This is a genomic window from Rothia sp. HMSC072E10, from assembly GCF_001813965.1.
In the GTDB taxonomy this organism is placed as follows: Bacteria; Actinomycetota; Actinomycetes; order Actinomycetales; family Micrococcaceae; genus Rothia; species Rothia mucilaginosa_A.
Window position 1 is genome coordinate 649,831 of the sequence record NZ_KV814491.1, and the last position, 21,328, is coordinate 671,158.

Genomic DNA, 21,328 nt, shown 5'->3' on the forward strand with positions numbered 1-21,328 from the left:
AGCGCAACGCACACTAGGGCGCACCCCGTGCCGTATGCACCGCGAGAAAGTACCCCTACTCCCCCGCTACACGGGATGCGCCCTAGACGCTTCATCGCCCGATCAGCCGCGGCTCACGCCGCACGCACCGGGCTCGCACCTCCTAGAGGCTTGCGAAATCCAGCACCATGCGGCCGGTAATCGTGCCGGCGGCCATCTCCTTGAAGACCTCCGGTGCCTCGTCCACGGGGCGCAGCTTCACGACGGGAACCACGATGCCGTCGGCACCAAACTGGAAGGCCTCCGCCAAATCCTGACGGGTACCCACGAGCGAGCCCACCACGCGGATGCCGTCCAGAATAATCTTCACGATGGACAGCTCCATCATCTCGGAGGGCAGGCCCACGGCCACCACGGAACCACCCGCGCGCACCGACTCCACCGCTTGGTTGAAGGCGACCTTCGACACTGCGGTCACCACGGCGGCGTGGGCGCCACCGTCGGTCAGCTCACGAATACGGGCCGGAACGTCCTGCACCTCGCGGCCGTTGATCACGTAGTCGGCACCGGTCTCGCGGGCCAGAGCAAGCTTGTCGTCGTTGATATCAACGGCGATAACCTTGGCACCGAAGACCTTCTTAGCGTACTGAACGGCAAGGTTACCCAGACCGCCAGCACCGTAGGCGACCAGCCACTGGCCCGGGCGAACCAGCGATTCCTTAATGGCCTTGTAGGTGGTCACACCCGCGCAGGTAATCGAGCTAGCCTGCGCCGGGTCCAGGCCCTCGGGCACCTTGACCGCGTAGTCGGCGGGCACCAGGGTGTACTCGCTCATGCCGCCGTCGACGGTGTAGCCGGCGTTCTTGACCGAACGGCACAGGGTCTCGCGGCCCGAGGTGCAGTACTCGCAGTGGCCGCAGCCCTCAAAGAACCAAGCCACCGACACGCGGTCGCCCACCTTCAGGGACTCGACGCCTTCGCCGACCTCAACGACCACGCCGATACCCTCGTGGCCGAGGATGCGGCCGGGCACCTCACCGAAGTCGCCCAAGGCCACGTGAAGGTCGGTGTGGCACACGCCCGAATACTCAATCTTCACGAGCGCCTGGCCGTGACCCACGGCCGGGACGGGAACCTCACGAACCTCAACCGAGCCATCAACCTTCTCGGGAACAACAACAGCCTTCATGGTTTCCTTGCACATGACCTAAAACTCCTTAGTCATCGTTGACCGCACACGGACCGTATACCAGCGGCGCAGGTGCGCGTATTCTTGACACTTCCACCGTAAAATGACGAGCCGCCAATCGGAAGGACCCTTCCCAAATATGACGAAGGGGATGTTTAGGAATCTGCAAACCAATGTTGATATGTTTTCGATAAGGTCCATTCCGACTAATGCGCTAAACCGCCAAAGGTTGAAATGACGCTATGACAAAGCAACACAGAAGATGAGAATGCCTCCCAAACCAGCGGTCTGGGAGGCACTCAGAAAAAATTTAAATATTAAGTTTGGTGCGCACAGTACCCTAAAGGTAGGGTTCAACCCGCACCTATACGGTTCCTAGCGGCATTTAGAAGCAGAAAGCAACCTCGACCGAACCGGCACCGCGCTCACCCGAGGCGCTCGGGGCGTTCATGGCCCAGCCCAGGTCACTCACGTACGCGGTCGTATCCATGTAGGTTCCACCGCCTGCACCACCGCCGGCCAGCTGCACCGTACCCACCGCGTAGCGGGAACGCGCCGGATCGTTATTCCACTTCTGCGAAACCACGCGGGCCGAGACGCTCAGCGCCGCACCCGAACCGCCGCCGCCGTACCCGGCACCGCCGCCTCCGGATACCACCGACTGGTAGCCGTTAAACATCGCGCCCGCATTCGAGGGGGACGCGTCGGTGCCCGCGGGGGTCTGGTCCCACTGGTACGAATAGCTGACCACGCCATCCGCGCCCTTCGCGCGGAAACCGCTCGGGCCGGTCTCACCCGCCGCCGCGCTGCTCACCAGCTTCTGCGTGGAGGTGCTCGAGAAGCCAATCACGGAACCGTCGGAGGTCGGCGGATCCAGCTTCTCACCGCCACCACCGCCCATGCCGTTCATAGCGCCCGAACCGGGGTTCACCTTCAGCAGCGGCACCGACTGCGCCGTGTACGAGGTGAAACCCACGAAACCCGGGGAACCGTCGCCGTCGCTGGAACCGGCGCCTCCGCCGGTGCTGAACTGGTGGCGGCCACCGGAGCTATCCAGGGAGTAGTAAGCCGTCGCCTGCAGCGCACCCGGCTTCGCGGGGCTCGGCAGATCCGTCGCGTACGTGGCCAGAGTTCCCGCGCCGCCGCCACCGCCGGCGACAATCATCGGCACACCGTCCACCTCAATCGCGGAAGAACCGCCGCCCGAGGAGGAATAAAGCACGGCGTTCATGCCGCCATGTCCCATCACACCACCGGTGCGGCCGGTCAGGCTCTCAATCGCGGCGACCACATCCGCAGGGACCGGGGAGGAAGCCTTCGAGGAGCCGCCCACGCCGTAGCCGTCACCGCCCTCGGCCGGGGTCAGCTCACCGTTACCGATGCCGCCCGAACCGGCCGTCAGGGTAATCACCTGGCCGCCGCGCACCGGCATGGATCCCTCTACCAGGGCACCCGAACCGGCGTCCGCAACGGCGTAGTTCGTGCCGCCGGCACCGCCAATCACGGTGAAACGCATGCGTCGGGCACCCGCGGGCACGGTCAGAACGGCAACCTTCTTCACGCCGTCACCGGCGGTAATCAGGGTGGAATCCTCGTAGGGGCCGGTACATTCGCCTTCCTCGGGGGAGGCGGCAAAAGCGGGAACCAGGGTCGAAGCCGCGACGGCGGGGGCGGCCCAGGCCGCACCGGCCACGAGACGACGACGGGTCAGGCCCGAACGGGAGGAGGGAGAAATTGGGCGTGAAGAATCGCCGGAAGAAGAGCTCACGATATGTGTCCTGTAGTTGAGTGAATGATTCTGAGCGCGGTGCGTGCCGCGCGGAAGGGGCCGATTCCCAGAGGCTATGCCCCCCATGCGAGCACGTATTACCGTGGTTCCTCTATTATGCCTTCTCAGGCCCCTGTTTTCACAAGTCGCCGAAAACCCTCTGCGGTGTGGAAGCAGAGTTGGGAGCTCCACGAGAGCAGAACGCAGGTAGGGGGGCCAAAACGGGGTCAGGCACGGGAGCTGAAAGACAGAAAACCGCCGGACGGGGTGCTCCCCCATCCGGCGGTTTTCAGCATGAATTATCGGTTACCGAGAGCATCAGCTGGACGCGGTGTCCTCCGACTTCCCGGCCTTTTCGGCGGCCTCCGACTTCCCCTCGGAATCGTCGGAGTCTTCGGCGCTCGCAGAGTCCTCGGCATCATCGGCCTTCTTCTCCGAACGCTTCGGAGCAACCTCCACGGGGCCGGGCTCAACACCCGCGGCGGCCTTCGCCGCCGCGCGACGACCGGCCACCACAAAGCCCGCGGCACCCAGCAGAACCAGTAGCAGAGCAGTCCACACGTGAATACGAACGCCCCAGAGCATCTCCGAGGTATCAATACGCAGGAACATCTCAATGAAGAGGCGACCCACGCCGTAGTAGAACACGTACAGCCACAGAGTCTGACCCAGCTTCAGCACGCCCTTACGACCCAGCTTCAGCACGCCCTTACGACCCAGCCACAGCAGCAGCGCCACGCCCAGCAGGTTCCACAGCGACTCGTACAGGAACGTCGGGTGGAACAGCGTGCCGGCCGGATACTGCGAGGGAAAATTACCGCTCGAGGTGCTAATCTCCAGGCCCCACGGCAGGGTCGTCGGCTTGCCGAACAGCTCCTGGTTGAACCAGTTGCCCCAGCGGCCAAAGGCCTGGGCCAGCAGGATGCCGGGGGCCACCGCATCCGCGAAGGCCGCGAAGTTCATGCCGTAGCGGCGGCAACCGTACCAGGCGCCCAGCGCGCCCACCGACACGGCACCCATGATGCCGATGCCGCCCTCCCAAATCTTCAGAAAGGCCCACGGATCAGCGACATTCGGGCCGAAGTAGCTACCCGGGTCGGTAATCAGCACGTGGTAGGCGCGGGCACCCACGATGCCGGCCGGGATGGCCCACATCGCCACGTCAAAGACGCGCTCAGGGGTACCACCCGCCGCCTTCCAACGGCGGGCGCCCAGCCACAGGCACACCGCCATACCGGTCAGAATGCACAGAGCGTAGAAATGCACACGAAACGGGCCCAGCTGCAGGTACGAGACGCTAGGGGAAGGAATCGACAGCGCCGGCAGGGCCACCGCCGAAAGCAGGGCCGACATTAAGCCTCACGCCCCGCCAGCTCGCGGGTCAGGCGGGCTACCGCATCCACGCCGCCGGAGGCCAGGGCCTTCACCAGCGCGGTACCGACGATCACACCGTCCGCGTAGGCGCCAATCTCCTCCACGTGAGCGCGGGTCGAAACGCCCAGGCCCACACACGCGCGCTTCGCGCCGGCGGCCTTGATATCCGCCACCAGGATGCGGGCTGCCTCCGACACGGAGGCGCGGGCACCGGTCACGCCCATGACCGACACCGCGTACACGAAGCCGCTCGAGGCCTTCGCCACGGTTGCCAGACGCTCCGGCGAGGAGGACAGCGCGGCCAGGAAGATACGGTCCAGTCCATACTCGGCGGAAGCGGCGAACCAGGCCGACGCCTCATCGGGCACCAGGTCGGGGGTAATCATGCCCGCGCCACCGGCAGCCGCCAGGTCACGCGCAAAATTCTTCACGCCGTACGCCAGAACCGGGTTCCAATAGGTCATCACCACGACCACCGCGTCGGTGGCCTCGGTAATGCGGCGGACCGCCTCAAAGAGCTGGGAAAGCTTGAAGCCGTTCTCCAGAGCCTGGCCGGTCGCCTTCTGAATCACCGGACCGTCCATCACCGGGTCGGAGTAGGGAACGCCCAGCTCGATGATGTCGGCGCCGTTGTTGCCCAGGGCAATCGCCGCGTCAATGGACTCCTCCAGGGTGGGGAAACCCACCGGCAGGTAGCCAATCAGGGCCGCACGGCCCTCGGCCTCGCACTGCGCGAGACGAGCGGCCAGGGGCGAATCGGAGTTAGCGGGAGGGAAGGTACCGTCCACCACCTCGTAGGGGGCGGCGTGGGGAATGAAGTCCTGGTAGCTCATTACTTAGCCTCGCTCTCGGTCTGGGCGTTCTTTTCAGCGGAGGCGGCGGCCTCCTTGTTACCGGTCATCAGGGTCGAGGACGGGATGGCCTTACCCAGGCCGAACCACTTCTGAGCGGTCTCCATGTCCTTATCGCCGCGGCCCGACAGGCACACAATCATGGTCTTCTCGCGGGCGGCCTCCGGGTCCTCGGCGGCCCAGCGCTGGCACACGCGCAGTGCGCCGGCCAGGGCGTGCGAAGACTCAATCGCCGGGATGATGCCCTCGGTGCGGCAGAGCAGGCTCAGCGCATCCATGGCCTCGGTGTCGGTCACCGGCTCGTAGGTCACGCGGCCAATATCGGAGAGGTACGAGTGCTCCGGGCCCACACCCGGGTAGTCCAGGCCAGCCGAAATCGAGTGGGACTCGATGGTCTGGCCGTCCTCGTCCTGCATCAGGTAGGTCATCGCGCCGTGCAGCATGCCCGGGCGGCCCAGGGTGATGGTCGCCGCGTGACGGCCGGTCTCCACGCCGTCGCCGCCGGCCTCAAAGCCGTAAATCTCGACCGAAGGGTCGTCCAGGAACGCGTGGAACAGGCCAATCGCGTTCGAACCGCCGCCCACGCAGGCGGCCAGGCCGTCGGGCAGGCGACCGGTTAGCTGCTGAATCTGCTCGCGCGCCTCCGTGCCGATGGCGTCGTGGAAGAAACGCACCATCGCCGGGAACGGGTGCGCACCGGCGGCGGTACCCAGCAGGTAGTGGGTGTTCTCGACGTTCGCAACCCAATCGCGCAACGCCTCGTTAATGGCGTCCTTCAGGGTGCGGGAGCCGTTCTGCACCGCAATCACCTTCGCGCCCAGCAGCTGCATGCGGGCAACGTTCAGGGCCTGGCGCTCGGTGTCTTCCTCCCCCATGTACACCACGCACTCCATGCCGAACAGGGCTGCGGCGGTCGCGGTGGCCACGCCGTGCTGGCCGGCACCGGTCTCAGCAATCAGGCGGGTCTTACCCATGCGCTTGGCCAGCAGAGCCTGGCCCAGCACGTTGTTGATCTTGTGGCTACCGGTGTGGTTCAGGTCCTCGCGCTTGAGGAAGACGCGGGCACCGGCGTGCTCCGAGAACTTCGGAACCTCGGTCAGCAGCGACGGACGGTTCGAGTACTCGGCGGAGAGGCGCTTGAACTCGGCCAGGAACTCGGGATCGTTCTTCGCCTCGTTAAAGGTGGTTTCCAGCTCATCCATGGCGGCAATCAGCGACTCGGGCATCCACCGCCCGCCGTACTCACCAAAGTAGGGGCCGGGGGCGTTCTTCAACGACTTACCGTTGAGGAAAGCATCTGCCAGGTTTTCGCTCATCACTATTCCTTCCCTGGATGGTTGATGCCGGATGCGCGAATCTCGCGGGCCCGCGGGGGCGGGGGCGGCGCATCGGGCCTGAACGGGGCGAGCCCGGCGGGCGTGTACGGGTTTTCCCGCGCCGTTTTAAGAAATGCGCGGAAAAAATCCGAAATGCTTAAAGAAAGCGTGCCGGCGGGCGTTCACCCATAATTTTCAATAGTACCCCGGGCGCGCCTGCCCGAATGTCGCCGAGGGGCGTGATAAGGCCCCAAGCGGGTCCATTCCGAAGGAAACCTAGAGCAATTCGCGCAGCTCTTCCATATCCTGAGACAGTACGGCGGAGACGCCCTCGCGCATCGACACCCCGTACAGGGTCTGCGCCATCTGCATCGTGCGCTTCTGGTGCGTCACCACAATCAGCTGGGAGCGCTCCCCCAGCTCGCCCAGCACCTGCAGCAGGCGCGAGAGGTTGCGGTCGTCCAGGGCGGCCTCCACCTCGTCGAGGGCGTAGAAGGGCGAGGGGCGCGACATATAAATCGCAATCAGCAGGGCCAGCGAGGCCAGCGAGCGCTCGCCGCCCGAAAGCAGGGAGAGTCGCTTGACCTTCTTGCCGGCCGGGCGGGCGTGAATCTCCACGCCGGCGTTCAGCGGGTCGGCGGGGTCGTCGAGCTCCAGGTGGCCCTCGCCGCCGGGGAAGAGCGTCGCGAAGATGCGGCGGTAGTGCGTGTTGATGTCCTCCAGCGCGGCGGTGAAGACCTCAGCGATGTGGGAACTCACCTCGTCCATGACCGTGTTGAGGTCGCGGCGAGTCGCCTTCAGGTCGTCAATCTGCTGGTTCAGGTAGGCGTGGCGCTCGGAGAGGGCCTCGTACTCCTCCAGAGCCAGCGGGTTGATGGCGCCCAGGGCGGTGAGCTCGGCGCGGGTCGCCTCCAGGCGGGCGCGCACAACGGCGGTGGGGATCTCGCGTTCGGAGGGCTCGTCCTCGGGGTTTTCCGCGCAGTCGGCATTTTCTACATTCTTTGCGGCGCTTTCGGTATTTTCGGTCGCTTCCTTTTCTGCGGTATTTTCGGGCGCCCCCGCGAAGCTTTCGATATTTTCGGAGATGTCCACGGGCAGCTGCTCGGAGTAGTCCTCCCCCAGCTGTTCCAGGCTCACGCCCGTCTGCAGGCGCACCCGCTCGGCCAGGGCCTGCAGGCGCTCCTGCACGCGGGCCGCCTCGGTCTGGGTGCGGGCCAGCAGGGTCAGGGCCGCGGCGTGGCTCGACTGCAGGTCGCGCACCTCCTCATCGGCGGCGAGGGCGCTCTCGCGGGTCTTCTCCAGCTCGGCGCTCAGCTCGCGCAGCTGCCCCTCGCGCTCGGTCACCTCGGCGGAGAGCACCTCGAGCAGTCGGCGGGCACGGCGCTCCACCGTGGCGGCGGGGGCTTGCTCCCCCGTGCCGGCCAGATACTCGTCCTCGCGGGTGCGGGCGGCGCGGTAGGCGGACTCCGCCTCGCTCACGGCACGCTCGGCGGCGGCCAGTCGCTCGACGTGGCGGGCGCGCTCGTTCTGAACGTTCAGCGCGGAGTCCTTCAGGGACTCGGCCTCCGCGCGGGCGCGGGCGTGGTCGGCGGCGGCCACGCCGGCGGCCTTGGCAGCCTCTCGCTCGTCCTCGACCGCGGATTCCGATGCGGCGCGGGCGCGGGCCACGGCGGCCTCGGCATCGTCCAGGGAGGCGCGGGTGAGGGCCACTGCGCGCTCGGCCTCCCGGTGGGCCGCGGCCAGCTCCAGGGCGCTCACGCCCTCGGCCGGGTAGAGCAGGCTGTAGCGGGTGTACTCGACTCCGCGTGCGTCAAAGACGCGCCAGAAAACGTCCCGGCCGGCGGTTTCTCCCTCGGGGGTCGAGGTGTCACTCTCGGAGCTTTCGAGGTTTTCGGAGTCGTTGGAGTCTTCGGGGGTTTCGGGGTGCGAGGGATTTTCGGCGGTCAGCAGGCGCAGGGCAGCCTCGGCCGCCTTGGGGCTCGGGGCGAAGAGGGTCCCGGCCAGGCGCTCACGCAGGGCGGCAACCACAACCCGCAGGGTCTCGCCGTCGATGCCACTCAGCGCGGCGGCCTCCTCGTTCAGGGGCTCGACGACCTCGAGGGCCGCGCGCACGCCCAGCTCGGCCAGGCGCTCCGCGTGAAGCTCGGGAAGCGAAGCGGCGGGGACTCGCTCGTGCGAGGGGGCCTCCCCGCGCAGGTGGGAACGGCCGGGGGCAGCGGAGGACTCGGTGAGTGCAGCCGTGGCCAGGGCGCTCAGGGCGCAGGCCGCCGCGCGAGCGTACTCGGGGTCAATCTGCACGGCGTTGAGCACGCGCAGGGCACCCGCGGCGGGCGCCCCGGAATCGGCCGGTTCGGCGTGCTCCAGTAGCTCGCCGGTTTCGGGATCGAACTCGTCCTCGCCTGGAGCGACAACATTCGACGCGGCATCCCCGGCAGGGTCCTCACCCAGGCTCTGCCCCAGCGCCTCACGCAGGGTCGCGGCACGCTCGGAGGCCGCCGCGTAGGCGCGGGTCGCCTCCACGGCCTCGGCGCGGGCCGCATCCAGCTGTTCCTGCGCGCGGGCCCGGCGGTGCGCTGCCTCCCCGGTGCTCCGCTCGCAACCCTCCACGGCCTCGGCGGCACGCTCCACCCGGGCGAGGGCCTCCGCGTAGCGCTCCTCAAAGCCGGCGTACTGCTCGGTGGCGCGCTCGGACTCCTCGCGGCGCTCCTCCAGCGCCTCCAGGGCGCGCTCGTATCCGGCGCGGGCGGCGGCGGTCGCCTCCGTCAGCTCCACGCGGTAGGTGCGCACGCGCTCGGCGGCGATGGACTGCACCGAGCGGGTGCGCGCCGCAGACTCGCGCAGGGAAGACACCGCGGCCTGGGCCGCCGTCACCTCTGCGGTGAGTCGAAGCTGCCCCTCGCGATGTGCCTCGGCCGCCTCGCGGGCCGCCCGCAGTTGTTCGCTCAGGCCCTCGGCGCGGCGGGTGCCCTGCGCCTCGGCGGTGGCGGCTTGCTCTTGCTCGGCGCGCAGAACGCCCAGCTGACGGGCCAGAAGCACCGATTCCAGCTGGCGGATGCGCCCCTGCAGCTGCCGCGCGGTCGCGGCGGACTCGGCCTGGTCGCTCAGCGGCTGAAGCTGCGAGTCCAGCTCGCTCGCCAGGTCGCTCAGGCGCGTCAGGTTAGAGGCCACCGACTCCAGTTTGCGGCTGGTCTTCTCCTGGCGGCGGCGGTACTTCACCACTCCGGCCGCCTGCTCAATCATGTCGCGGCGTTGCTGCGAGGTTGCGTGCAGGACCGCATCCAGCTGGCCCTGGCCCACGAGCACGTGCATGTCCTGACCCAGGCCGGCCTCCGACAGCAGGTCCTGGATATCGCTCAGGCGCGCCGGGGAACCGTTAATCTCGTACTCGCTGCCGCCCGAACGGAACATGGTGCGTGAAATCTGCACCCGATCGGCGGGAATACTGAGGGTGCCGTCCGAATTATCGAAGGTCAGCGTTACCTTGGCGCGGCCCAGGGGCGCGCGCCGCACGCCGTCGCCCGAGCCGGCAAAGATGACGTCCTTCATGCTGCCGCCGCGCAGGCTCTTGGCGCCCTGCTCGCCCATGACCCAGGCGAGCGCATCCAGCACATTGGATTTGCCGGAGCCGTTCGGGCCCACCACGGCGTTAATGCCGGGAGCGAACTCGAAGGTCGTGGCCGAGGCGAAAGACTTGAACCCGCGCAGGGTCAGCGACATCAGGTGCACAAGGGGCCTTTCTGCAGAGGAAGGTGCCGGAATCGGAGCGCCGCCGCGGCGAAGCCCATCGGCTCGAACCTGCAGCTCGAACCCGCAGGTCGGGCCTTTCGGGTGTGTGGGCGGCATCCCTCTAGTGTACGCGGTGCGGGGCCCACCCGGGGCTTACGCGCGCGGTGAACGGGGCCGTCCAGAACGAGAAATAAGTGGGGGTCTCCTCCGCGCCATGCGGTACATTGGAAAGAAGCATATGACATCTGCGGGGAAGCAGCACGCCTCCCCGCTTTTGCGTATGCACCCACTGACTTCTACCTCAAAGGCCCACATGTTGAATGCACCCGCCGATAAGGTCGGCACAAACTCCGACATTCGTCATTCCAACGCCGCGCTGCTCTCCATCGCCCACGAGCTACCGCCCGAGATTGTCACGAGCGACTATTTTGACGAGCAGCTGGCCGATACCTACAAGCGTCTGAAGATGCCCAAGGGCCTGCTCGAGCGCCTTGCCGGCATTAGCACCCGCCGCGGCTGGGCCGAGGGCCAGACCTTCGAGGACGGCGTGGTCGCCGCAGCCGAGAAGGCTATCGAACAGGCGGGTATTGACCGCTCCCAGATTGGCCTGCTGATTAACGCCTCGGTGACTCGCGATAACTTTGAGCCCGCCGTTTCGGTGGGTGTGCACGACCGCCTGGACCTGCCGCGTCACGCCCTGAACTTCGATATTACGAACGCATGCCTGGGCTTCGTGAACGCGATGACCGTCGCCTCCACCATGATTGACGCGGGCGCTATCGACTACGCCCTGATTGTGGCTGGCGAGGACCCCTCCCCGTGGCACCGTACCGCGGTGCGCATCCTGAATAACCCCGATTCGACCCGCGAGGATGTGCTGGCTCAGTTTGCGACCCTGACCCTCGGTTCGGGTGCGGCGGCGGCCGTGATTGGTCGCGCTGACCGTCATCCGGAGGGCCACCGCATCGTCGGTTCGGTGTCCCGCGCGGGCACCGAGCACCGCAACCTGTGCATCGGCGGCGAGGCCGATCAGGGTATGAACACCGACGCCGAGGGCCTGCTCAGGCACGGCCTGGAGCTCGTGGCGCAGGCCTGGGAGCAGGCGCACGAGGACGGCTGGGAGTGGAACGACATGACCTCCTACGTGACCCACCAGATTTCGAACGCCCACACGAACGCCATTATCGAGGCGGTCGGCATCGAGCGCGACCGTATCCCCCTGACCTTCCCGAAGTGGGGCAACGTGGCCGCCGCGGCGCTGCCGATGACCCTGGCCGAGTGCGCCCCCACCTATAGGGAGGGCGACCGTATTCTGTGCATGGGCGTGGGTTCGGGCCTGAACACCGCCCTGCTCGAGATTCAGTGGTAGCGACTCACCCCCGCGGGCCCTTCAGCCCGTTCGCCGCCCCCAACCGGCATCCCCTCACCGATTCCGCTAACCGCCGAAGCCCTCGGCCGGAAGGACCCCCAGTATGCGTCACCTGAACTTCCCCAAGACCCAGCCTCCCTACAACCCGGAGGAGTGGGCGGGCGTGGACCCGCGCTACTCCCACCGGCTGGAGGTGCCCACCACCGCCCCCATTGAGCGGCGGGCAAAGCAGGCGGACGCGCGCCGCTGGCACTACCTGGACAACCTACCGGTGCTCGCCGAACGCGGACTGGAGCCCATCGGCACGATTCTGTGCGTGCACGGCAACCCGACCTGGTCGTACCTGTGGCGCACCGTGCTGGATGCGGGCGTGAACGAGCGCACCCCGTGGCGCGTGGTGGCGGTCGACCAGATTGACATGGGCTTCTCGGAGCGCACCCACCTGGACCTGGAGGGCGAGCGCCGCAGCCTGGAGGACCGCATCGCCGACCTGGGCGACTTTACGAAGGCCCTTGGCCTGGATCAGACCGATCAGCCGGTCGTGACCCTCGCCCACGACTGGGGCGGCCTCATTTCCTTTGGCTGGGCCCTGGAGCACCGCAACCTTCTCTCGGGCGTGCTGCTGACCAACACCGCGGTGTACCACGACGGCATTGAGAACATTCCCGCCGCCCTGCGCCTGGCGTTGGGCGTGCACGAGCTGGGCACCCGTGATTCCACCGCGTTTATTGATGTGACCCTGGGCCTGGCCCAGAACGAGGGCCGCCTGCCCGAGCCCGGAACCCCCGGCGCTGGCCCCGCGGGCGGCCCCCTGCCGCAGCCGATGGGTAAGCAGCCCAAGCGCCTGTACCCGAGCCCGCTGAACGAGGCGATTTACCGTACCTACCGCGCCCCCTACGCCCACCCGGCCTGGCGCGAGGGCGTGCGCAACTTCGTGGGCGATATTCCGACCGGCACCGATGTGCCCTCGTACGCGCCCATGCAGCGCATTGCCGAGCAGATTCGTGACCTGGACGTGCCCGCGTTCTTCCAGTGGGGCACGAAGGATCCGGTGTTCCAGCGCCGCTACCTCTTCGACCTGATGGAGCGCATGCCGCAGGCGAAGGTGCACCGCTACGAGAAGGCCTCGCACCTGGTCATTGAGGATTACGATATTGCCTCCCCCATGATTTCGTGGCTTGCGCAGACCTTCGGCACAAGGGAGGATGGCGCTCTGGTGCCCCCGCACAACGTTGAGGCGGAGCATCGTGCCGCCCGCGCGCGCCGCCACGGTCTGACTACCGGCGAGGGCGCTATTACTGAGGGCGCTGTTCCCGCGGCGTTCCGCCCCATGCTCGCGGCCCTCACCGAGCGCGCCGACGACACCTCCGTGGCCGTGGTGGACATGGACCCCAAGGGCGATGGCACCACCGTGAGCGTGACCCTCACCTGGGCCGGGCTGAACCGCCAGGTCAACGCCGCCGCGGCCCGCCTTCACGCCCTGGGCGTGCGCCCGGGCGACCGCGTGAACCTCATGGTGCCGCCCGGTGCACGCCTGACCACCCTGATCTACGCCTGCCTGAAGCTCGGCGCGGTCATCGTCGTGGCCGACACCGGCCTGGGCTTGGCGGGCCTGACCCGCGCGCTGAAGGGCGCCAACCCGAGCTTCCTGATCGGTATTCCCGCCGCGCTGACCGCCGCCCGCACCCTGCTCTGGCCGGGCAAGCGCATCTCGGTGGAGCCGCTGGGTGCCGCGCAGGAGAAGCTACTGGGCGTATCCGGTTCCGTGTTCGCTGCCTCCGCCGAGGGACGACTCGGCGAGCCCATCCCCACCCCGACCGTGGTGGAGTTCCCCTCCCCCGTTCCGGATGCTGACGCGGCGGTGCTGTACACCTCCGGTTCGACCGGCCCGGCCAAGGGCGTGGTGTACACGCAGCGTCAGCTGGCGGGTATGCGCGACGCCATCGCAAACACCTACGGCTTCGCACCCGGTAGCGGCCTGGTGGCCGGCTTCGCGCCCTTTGCCCTGCTGGGCCCGGCCCTGGGCGCGACCAGCGTGACCCCGACCATGGACGTGACCCGCCCGAAGACCCTGACGGCCTCTGCCCTGGCCTCGGCCGCGGCGGCCATCGACGCGTCGGTCGTGTTCGCCTCCCCCGCCGCCCTGGTGAACGTAGTGGCGACCGCCGACGAGCTGAACGCTGAGCAACGTGCGGCGTTGGCTAAGGTTCAGACGGTGCTGAGTGCTGGCGCGCCGATTCCCGTGCCCCTGCTGGAGGCGCTGTCGGCCCTGGTGCCGAACGCCTCCCTGCACACCCCGTACGGTATGACCGAGGGTCTGCCGGTGACCGATGTGTCCTTCGAGATGATTCGCCAGGCGATTGCCGAGGGCACCCCGAACGCCGCCGGTGAGGTGCTCGACCCGTTCGCCCGTGACGGCGTGTGCGTGGGCTTCGCGGTGTACGGCGCGGCGGTGGCTATTGCACCGCTGCTGCAGGACGGTTCGGTCGATTCGCAAATGACCCACGAGCCCGGTGTGACCGGCGAGATTCTGGTCTCGGCACCGCACGTGAAGGACCGCTACGACACGCTGTGGGTCACCGAGGAGCAATCCATTAGCACCCCGGGTTGGCATCACACCGGTGATGTCGGTCACCTGGACGCTTCGGGCCGCCTGTGGGTTGAGGGCCGCCTCGCCCACGTGTTGCTGACCTCCCAGGGCGTGCTGACCCCGGTGGCCGCCGAGCAGTCCGCCGAGTCCCTGCCGGAGGTGCGCCGCGCCGCCCTGGTTGCGGTGGGCCCCGCCGGAACCGCCGCCCCGGTGCTGGTCATTGAGGCGTCCGCAAATACTGCCGTACTGGAGGCGCGTCAGTCGGCCTCCGCATTCAAGCGCGCCCTGCTCGATCGCGTGCCCGGCGTGGGCCGCTTCCCCATCGCGGAGGGCGTGGCACCCTTCGAGCTCTCCCAGCTGGTGCGCCGAAAGGTCGCCGAGGATACCGGCGTGGAGGTGGCCGCCGTGCTGGTGGTGCACGAGCATCCGACCGATATTCGCCACAATTCGAAGATTGACCGCCCCGCCCTGGGCGAGTGGGCGGCAAAGGTCCTCGCCGGGGCGTAAATCCGCCGGGTCTTTACTTTCTAAGGAGCATGATGTCCCCTCGTTCTTCTCGTGGGTCCTCTTCTCGCGAGGCTGCGTCCCGCCTGTCGACCGCGCACACGGCGGCCTCCCCCACGGCTCGTTTCCGTAAGCCGGCGCGCCCCCTGGCCGCCCGCTACAGCGACCCCGCGCCGCGTTCCCTGCGCGCCGTCGAGGAGTCGGACTTCGCGCCGCGTATTGGCGAGCGCATCCTCTTCACAGGTGCGTCGGGTCTGCTGGGTCGTGAGAGCGTGCTGGAGCTGCTGCGCGTCGGTTACGATGTGCGCGTTCTGCAGCGCGGCGACTCGGGCATCGCGGCCCTGCTACCCGATTCGATTCGCCCCCGCTTTGAGCAGGTGCGCGGCGACATCACGAACGAAAAGGTCGTCGACGAGGCCATGACCGGCGTGGACGGCGTGGTGCACGCGGCCGCGAAGGTTTCGGTCAGCGGCGAGTGGGCCGACTACGAGCGCATTAATATTGGCGGAACCCGCGTCATGCTACAGGCCGCCGTGAACCACTCGGTGCGCACCTTCCTGTACATTTCTTCGCCCTCGGTGGCGCACGCGGGATCTTCCATCGTGGGTGACGGCGCCGGCGTGGCATCCCCGGAGCACGCGCGCGGCAACTACGCCCGTTCCAAGGCGGCCGCCGAGCTGCTGGTTCTGGCGGCGAACGGCACGCCCCTGCCCTCGGGCGGGGTCATGCACACCGGCGCGTTGCGCCCGCACCTGATGTGGGGTCCGGGCGATACCCAGCTGGTGGAGCGTATTCTGGAGCGTTCCGCCGCCGGGCGCCTGCCGCTGCTTTCGGGCGGTACGGGCCTAATTGACACGCTCTACATTGATAACGCCGCGGATGCACTGGTGCGCGGCTACCAGCGCCTCGACGCCTTTGCGGGCCGGGCGCTGGTGGTCACGAACGGCCAGCCGCGCACTATCTCTGAGCTACTCGGAGGTTTCTGCGAGGCGGTGGGCGTTCCCGCCCCGCGCTTCTCGGTGCCCGCGAAGGTTGCGGCCCTGGCCGGGCGCGTAATCGAGCGCGTGTGGGAGCGTCTGCCGAAGAACGTGACGGCCGGCGATGAGCCGCCGATGACGGAGTTCCTTGCCGAGCAGCTCTCGACGGCACACTGGTTCGATCAGCGCCGCACCCGCGAGCTGCTGCAGTGGGAGCCCGCCGTGTCGATTGAGGAGGGCTACGAGCGCCTGGGGGCTTTCTACGGAGACAGGTACAGCCGCTAGGTGCAGGCGATAGGTACAGCCGCGGCTAACATTGATTAACTCGGGTAGCTTTCTTTACCACTTTCTTCAACCCTGCGAAGTAGATCCAACACCGCCTCGGTGCTTATCACCATGAGTTTTGGGTACCCGCATCCATCACTTACCGTGCTGAATCCGTAGCGCCCTTCGTAGTACTTTTCGAGTTCCTCGTTCCGCACGTGTAAGCAAAGGAAGCGGCTTCCAGAGATAGCAACCACATCACGATATTTACGGAAGACCTCCAGCATGAGCAATTCCCCCATGCCTTTACCTTGACCCTCAGTACGTAGGGCGAATTTTCCTAAAAGGTGTGCGGGATGGGTCTGGCTCGGCTCAATGCCAGAGCGCAGACGCTTCGTGAGGGACCCACCTGTAATCTGGTAACCACTTAGCGTAAAGTATCCAATCACGTCCTCCGGATCATCTGCGTCCCCCATGATCCATACGACGCTCCGGTGGAGTTTCTGGTACTCCCGAGCTTTGGTTTGCAACCAGTCGCCTAATTCGGTGCCTTCTCCCGAGCTCGTGGTAGTCTCAAAAAATTCCAGGTAGTGTTCCTCGTCAAGCTTTCTAACGGAATAGTTCATGACACCCGGCCGTTAGTTAGCTCGCGTCACGAGACGCTCAAGGAAAGGGGCGTGAGCAACGACCGGAACGGCCTCTAGATATGCCCATTCGTTCTCAGTAAGACACTCAACGAGAGGATCCGGTAGTTGGGCACGCAGGGCTTCAGGAATATCGCGCTTCAAGGCAAAGTAATCAATAATATCCGTTGCTTCCAGAGGAGCACGTCGGGAGCCCTCACGGCGTGAATCCCAAGCGTCCCGCCAAACCTGCTCTTCATGGGTCATATGGACCAGTTCCCAACGCGAAAATTGACCGTAGTACCCCCAAACGGCCTCAATAATCTGGACGTAGTAAGGATCTTCAGGCTGAGGCTCGTCCTCCAAAAGTTCCCGACCCAGCTCTAAGACATCGCGGTCAACATCGAGCCGACGAGCGTGAGCGGTCAGCAGCTCACCTACCACGGGTCCCATGGGCATCGCGTAGAAAGACTGCTCAAAAAGCCGCGAACCAGTCAGGTGAGCGTACCACCCGTAGGTGTAGAAGACCAGCTTCTGCAGGGTGAGTGTCGGCAGGCTCTCCTGACCGGAGACCTTTAGGATGTCGAGTGAGACATCAAAAACAGAGCGCATGGTTTTCACATCCTTTCGGTGTTGAAATTCAAAATGTCAGATAGTCTGGGCAGTACACCTTGCCGACCGTCCAATTATATTTAGCGTACACCGAATAATATTTTGGTGTATAAGCACTCGTCATTTCCATATCGTCGGTCACAGATAGGAATATCAACGTGTGAGGTTAGCGTGAGCGCGGCGCCCGCTGGCAGTGCGGGCAACGATAGGACGAACGATTCTGGAACGGCTCACGCACCATCAGGGAGGTGCGGCCCGCCTCCGCGCACCGGTGACAGGGCTCCCCGGCTCGCCCGTAGGCATTCAGCGAGCGCTCGAAGTAGCCCGACTCGCCCAGCACGTTCACATACAGGGCGTCGAAGCTTGTGCCACCAGCCGCTAGGGACTCGCGGAGCACGTCCGTCACTGCAGCCAGCAGGTCGCGGGTCTGCGCGGCGCTCAGGGTGCGTGCGGGCTTCGCGTAGTGCAGCCGCGCACGCCACAGCGCCTCGTCAGCGTAAATATTACCCACCCCGGAGATCACCGACTGGTCCAGCAGCACCTTTTTAATGCCGCTGGAGGTGCGCAGGAACTTGCGGCGCACCGCCACGGGGTCGAAGAATTCGTCCAGCGGGTCGCGGGCAATGTGCTTGACTGCCTCCGGTACTAGAAAATGCTCCGGTACTTCACCCGGCGCTGCTTTATTCGTTGCAACCGCTGCGGGTACGTCCGGTACCAGCGGGCTGAGGAACATGCCGCCGAAGATGCGCTGGTCCACGAAGAGCAAGCGCTGCCCGGTGCGTCCCTCCCCCTCGGAGGTTTCTTCGGGCCTGGCTTCCGCGGGCCCCAGTTCCAGTGCCACGCGCAGGTGCCGCGGCTGCTCATCAAAGGCCGCGCGAGCCTCCGAATCATTACCCGAGTCGCTACCGGAATCATCGCCCGGCTCATCGCGCACGAGCAGCTGACCGCTCATGCCCAGATGCACCACGAGCGCCTCATTGGCGAGCGCACCGTCCGGCTCGCTCAGGGTCAGCCACAGGTACTTGCCGCGACGGTAGGCACCGCGCAGCGTCCTGCCGGTGAGCGCCGCCTCGAACTGGGCGGGACCGGGCAGGTGTCTACGTAGCGAACGTGCATCGACCACGCGCACCGCCTGCACGGGGCGGCCCAGCGAATGGTCGGCTAGACCTGCGCGAACGGTTTCTACCTCGGGCAGTTCGGGCATGGTTCCCTCCAATCAGCGGGGCTACAGAATCAAGAGCCCGCAGAGCTAACAGGCCTGCAGGATACTTGAATGAGCCTAAACCAGAACCCGGTACGCCTGCTCGGCGGCCAGGCGTTCCGCTTCCTTCTTGCTCGGGCCCACGCCGATGCCCGTCTTCTGGTGCGCCACGATTGCGACCGCGGTGTACACGCGCGCGTGGTCGGGACCCTCACCGGTGACTTCATAGCTGACGTCCCCCCAGCCGCGGGCGGTGGCGAGGTTCAGCAGGTCGGTCTTCCAATCGCGGCCGGAGTTCAGCACCTTCTCGTCGTCGAGCAGCGGCGCGATTAGGCGCAGAACCAGCTCGCGGGCTGCCTCGCGACCGCACTGCAGGTAGGTCAGGCCAAAAATCGCTTCCATGGTGTCGGCAAGGATCGAGTCCTTATCGGCGCCGCCGGTGTGAATCTCGCCCTTACCGAGCAGGATGTACCTGCCCAGGTCCAGGTCGCGCGCTACCTTCGCCAACGCCACCGTAGACACCACCACATGGTGCAGCTTCACGAGCTCACCCTCGGGTAGCTCGGGGTAGCGTCGGTACACTTCTTCAGCGATCGCCAGGGAAAGCACCGAATCGCCCAGGAACTCCAGGCGTTCGTTGTGCTCCACCCCGGGGTTCTCGAAGGCGTAGGAGCGGTGGGTTAGGGATAGCAAAAACGTCTCGGCGTCGATATCGACCCCGAGACGTTTACGCAACTCCCTAGTATCAACACTAGGAAATTCAGTCATAAGGATTCACCGCTTCTTAGGCGTCTGCAACCTTACGGCCCTTGTACTCCAGGAACAGGGCGTTGCCTGCAGCGTCGGTTACAACCTTTGCCTGGTGGGGCAGGCTGTAGGTCACGCGACCGTTTTCAACGGTCTTAACCAGCTGGGGCACGGATGCCTTCCACTGGGAACGGCGTGCGCGGGTGTTAGCGCGGGACATCTTGCGCTTGGGAACAGCCACAGCTATCTCACAATCTCTAGTAACAACAATTTAGTTTTCGGTATCTGCGCCGAGCAGGCCCTGCAGGGCCGACCAGCGCGGATCCAACACCTCGTGATGATGCCCGGGGTCATCCTCCAGGCGCGCACCGCAATCGGCGCACAGACCCTGGCAGGTGTCCCTACAAACAGGCTGGAACGGCAGTTGAAGGATTACTGCGTCCCGCAGTGCCGGTTCAAGGTCGATCGAATCATCCTCAACGGCGTACTGCTCATCTACTTCGTCTTCGGGGCCGCCAGCCGGGGCCTTCTCAAAGACGAAAAGCTCTTGAATATTGGCCGACATCTCGTAATCAATCGGATCCAAGCAGAGGCTACACTCGCCGTGTACATCCACGACAACGGAGCCGGTAACTAGGATACCATCAACAACAGACTCCATACGAATATCGAGGTCAATATCCGAACCCTCTTCCACGCCGATGAGCGCGTTACCCAGGTCTGCCGGTGCAGGCACGACCTCGGTGAGGGTTTCCATGGTGCCGGGACGGTGCATCAGGTTAGTAACCGATACCACCAGCGGCGATGCGTCTGCACGTGAAATGGCGTTTCTCCTTACGAAATGTATAAACCAAAGTCCCATTTTAGGGGTGGTTCGCGCGGTTAATCAAGATTAAGGCTCTTTTAAATCCAATTAAGTGGCGCTCACCTCTTAAATATCTCCTCAAGGAGGCGCCGCGCGGCGCTTAACCGGCCGGCCGGGGACGTTGCAGAGGCGGTTAAGCGCCCGGTCGGCGGTGCGGGAGCCGTACCGATGGGCATGTCGGCGGGCGTGTCGGGCGGGTGCGCCCGCCGGTTTTGCGGGGCTCTCTACTAGGCGCTCTTCAGGGCGCGGGCCACCGCCTCCGGCACGAAGGGGGTCACGTCACCGCCCAGCGAAGCCACCTCGCGAATAATGGTCGAGGACACCGCCCCGTAGCGGTCCTCACCCGCCAGGAACACGGTCTCCACGCGCGCCAGGTGACGATTCATGCTCGCCATCGGAGCCTCGTAGCTGTAGTCCGTCGCCGAACGCAGGCCCTTGACCAGCACCTTCGCGCCGCGCTCGGCCGCGTACTCGGCCAGCAGCACGCCCGGCGGAATCGGTTCCACGCTCACGCCCTCAATGCCGAGCTCGCGCAGGGATTCCTCCACGAGCCGCACGCGCTCCTCGAGGGAGAAGCGGTACTTCTTGGCGCTGTTATGGGCCACGCCCACGATGACTTCATCGAAGAGCTCGGCGGCCCGGGCAATGATTTCCAGGTGACCGTGGTGCACGGGGTCAAAGGATCCGGGGCACAGGGCAATCATGCGGTAACCTCCGCGGTGTCGAAGTGGTGAGGGGTTGTTTCGTCGGCAGAGTCGTCGGCGGGATCGTCTCCGTCGGCCGGCTCTTCGGGCTCAACGTAGTAGAGCACCGTCTCGCCGTGCTGGCGGGTCGAGAAGCAGTGCAGCTCGCCGCCCCACTCGGGTTCCGCATCGCGCGAAGAACGCTCCACCACCACGACGGCACCCGGGGCGAGCTTGGGGGTCAGCGCCCGCATGAGCTCGCGCACCTGCTCGTTCGGCATGGCGTAGGGCGGGTCCACAAACACCAGGTCCCACGGGCCCGATGCGGTCTGCACGTAGCTCAGCGCCTGAGACTGCTGCACGCGCGCCGCAGAACCGGCAGCTTTGCCGCCCATCGCCTTCTGCACCGCCTCGACGTTGCGACGAATCACCGCAACCGCCTTCGGGTAGGTGTCCAGCAGGGTCACGGAGGCCGCCCCGCGGGAAAGCGCCTCGCATCCGAGCGCACCCGAGCCACCAAAGGCATCCAGTACGCGGGCGTCGCGCAGCAGGTCGTAGCTCTCCAGCTTGGAGAAGAGGGATTCTTTCACCCGGTCCGTGGTGGGGCGTGTGTTGTCCCCCGGCACCGAGGCCAGGCGCACGCCTCCGGCGGCACCGGCAATAATGCGGCTCATAGGGTCTCTCCTCTGA

Annotated in this window: 17 protein-coding genes; 3 read left to right on the top strand and 14 right to left on the bottom strand. The window is 65.9% G+C overall.

Annotated elements, in window-relative coordinates:
* Positions 1-142: 142 nt before the first annotated feature.
* The 6 genes from adhP to HMPREF2944_RS07935 form a co-directional block, all read right to left on the bottom strand.
* Complete coding sequence (adhP, locus tag HMPREF2944_RS07910) at positions 143-1,183, bottom strand: alcohol dehydrogenase AdhP (RefSeq protein WP_083309834.1); 1,041 nt, start codon at positions 1,181-1,183, stop codon at positions 143-145.
* 370 nt (positions 1,184-1,553) lie between these two features.
* Complete coding sequence (locus HMPREF2944_RS07915) at positions 1,554-2,936, bottom strand: hypothetical protein (protein ID WP_049343823.1); 1,383 nt, start codon at positions 2,934-2,936, stop codon at positions 1,554-1,556.
* Between the two features lie 318 nt (positions 2,937-3,254).
* Positions 3,255-4,289, bottom strand: coding sequence for a prolipoprotein diacylglyceryl transferase (gene lgt / locus HMPREF2944_RS07920; protein WP_070682211.1), 1,035 nt, complete (start codon positions 4,287-4,289; stop codon positions 3,255-3,257).
* A complete protein-coding gene (trpA, locus tag HMPREF2944_RS07925; protein ID WP_070682214.1) occupies positions 4,289-5,143 on the bottom strand; it encodes a tryptophan synthase subunit alpha in 855 nt (284 codons plus the stop codon). Before trpA ends, lgt begins: the two co-directional genes overlap by 1 nt.
* Positions 5,143-6,477 (bottom strand): tryptophan synthase subunit beta, encoded by a 1,335-nt coding sequence (gene trpB / locus HMPREF2944_RS07930; protein WP_049331388.1) that lies wholly within the window; start codon positions 6,475-6,477, stop codon positions 5,143-5,145. Before trpB ends, trpA begins: the two co-directional genes overlap by 1 nt.
* 276 nt (positions 6,478-6,753) lie before the next feature.
* Positions 6,754-10,194 (bottom strand): chromosome segregation SMC family protein, encoded by a 3,441-nt coding sequence (locus tag HMPREF2944_RS07935; protein WP_210398470.1) that lies wholly within the window; start codon positions 10,192-10,194, stop codon positions 6,754-6,756.
* A gap of 322 nt (positions 10,195-10,516) precedes the next feature.
* Between HMPREF2944_RS07935 and HMPREF2944_RS07940 the strand changes: the two genes are divergently transcribed.
* The 3 genes from HMPREF2944_RS07940 to HMPREF2944_RS07950 all read left to right on the top strand — a co-directional run bounded on the left by HMPREF2944_RS07940 (position 10,517) and on the right by HMPREF2944_RS07950 (position 15,928).
* The gene (locus HMPREF2944_RS07940; protein WP_070682220.1) at positions 10,517-11,572 is read left to right on the top strand and encodes a 3-oxoacyl-ACP synthase III; all 1,056 of its coding nucleotides are present in this window, start codon (positions 10,517-10,519) and stop codon (positions 11,570-11,572) included.
* A gap of 103 nt (positions 11,573-11,675) precedes the next feature.
* Complete coding sequence (locus HMPREF2944_RS07945) at positions 11,676-14,669, top strand: alpha/beta fold hydrolase (RefSeq protein ID WP_070682223.1); 2,994 nt, start codon at positions 11,676-11,678, stop codon at positions 14,667-14,669.
* A gap of 32 nt (positions 14,670-14,701) precedes the next feature.
* Complete coding sequence (locus HMPREF2944_RS07950) at positions 14,702-15,928, top strand: NAD-dependent epimerase/dehydratase family protein (RefSeq protein WP_070682226.1); 1,227 nt, start codon at positions 14,702-14,704, stop codon at positions 15,926-15,928.
* Positions 15,929-15,963: 35 nt separating this feature from the next.
* Here HMPREF2944_RS07950 and HMPREF2944_RS07955 read toward each other — a convergent pair whose 3' ends face one another.
* The 8 genes from HMPREF2944_RS07955 to rsmD form a co-directional block, all read right to left on the bottom strand.
* The gene (locus HMPREF2944_RS07955) at positions 15,964-16,533 is read right to left on the bottom strand and encodes a hypothetical protein (RefSeq protein ID WP_070682229.1); all 570 of its coding nucleotides are present in this window, start codon (positions 16,531-16,533) and stop codon (positions 15,964-15,966) included.
* Between the two features lie 12 nt (positions 16,534-16,545).
* Positions 16,546-17,142 (bottom strand): Panacea domain-containing protein, encoded by a 597-nt coding sequence (locus HMPREF2944_RS07960; protein WP_070682232.1) that lies wholly within the window; start codon positions 17,140-17,142, stop codon positions 16,546-16,548.
* Between the two features lie 166 nt (positions 17,143-17,308).
* Entirely contained in the window at positions 17,309-18,346 is a 1,038-nt protein-coding gene (mutM, locus tag HMPREF2944_RS07965; RefSeq protein ID WP_070682234.1) for a bifunctional DNA-formamidopyrimidine glycosylase/DNA-(apurinic or apyrimidinic site) lyase, read from the bottom strand.
* A gap of 75 nt (positions 18,347-18,421) precedes the next feature.
* On the bottom strand, positions 18,422-19,111 hold the full coding sequence (gene rnc, locus HMPREF2944_RS07970; protein WP_070682237.1) for a ribonuclease III: 690 nt from the start codon (positions 19,109-19,111) through the stop codon (positions 18,422-18,424).
* A gap of 16 nt (positions 19,112-19,127) precedes the next feature.
* Positions 19,128-19,331, bottom strand: a complete 204-nt coding sequence (gene rpmF, locus HMPREF2944_RS07975) for a 50S ribosomal protein L32 (protein ID WP_005505656.1) — start codon at positions 19,329-19,331, stop codon at positions 19,128-19,130.
* Positions 19,332-19,361: 30 nt separating this feature from the next.
* Entirely contained in the window at positions 19,362-19,952 is a 591-nt protein-coding gene (locus HMPREF2944_RS07980; protein ID WP_080974899.1) for a YceD family protein, read from the bottom strand.
* Positions 19,953-20,182: 230 nt separating this feature from the next.
* A complete protein-coding gene (coaD, locus tag HMPREF2944_RS07985; protein WP_049344147.1) occupies positions 20,183-20,659 on the bottom strand; it encodes a pantetheine-phosphate adenylyltransferase in 477 nt (158 codons plus the stop codon).
* The gene (rsmD, locus tag HMPREF2944_RS07990; RefSeq protein ID WP_070682240.1) at positions 20,656-21,312 is read right to left on the bottom strand and encodes a 16S rRNA (guanine(966)-N(2))-methyltransferase RsmD; all 657 of its coding nucleotides are present in this window, start codon (positions 21,310-21,312) and stop codon (positions 20,656-20,658) included. Before rsmD ends, coaD begins: the two co-directional genes overlap by 4 nt.
* Positions 21,313-21,328 lie beyond the last annotated feature (16 nt).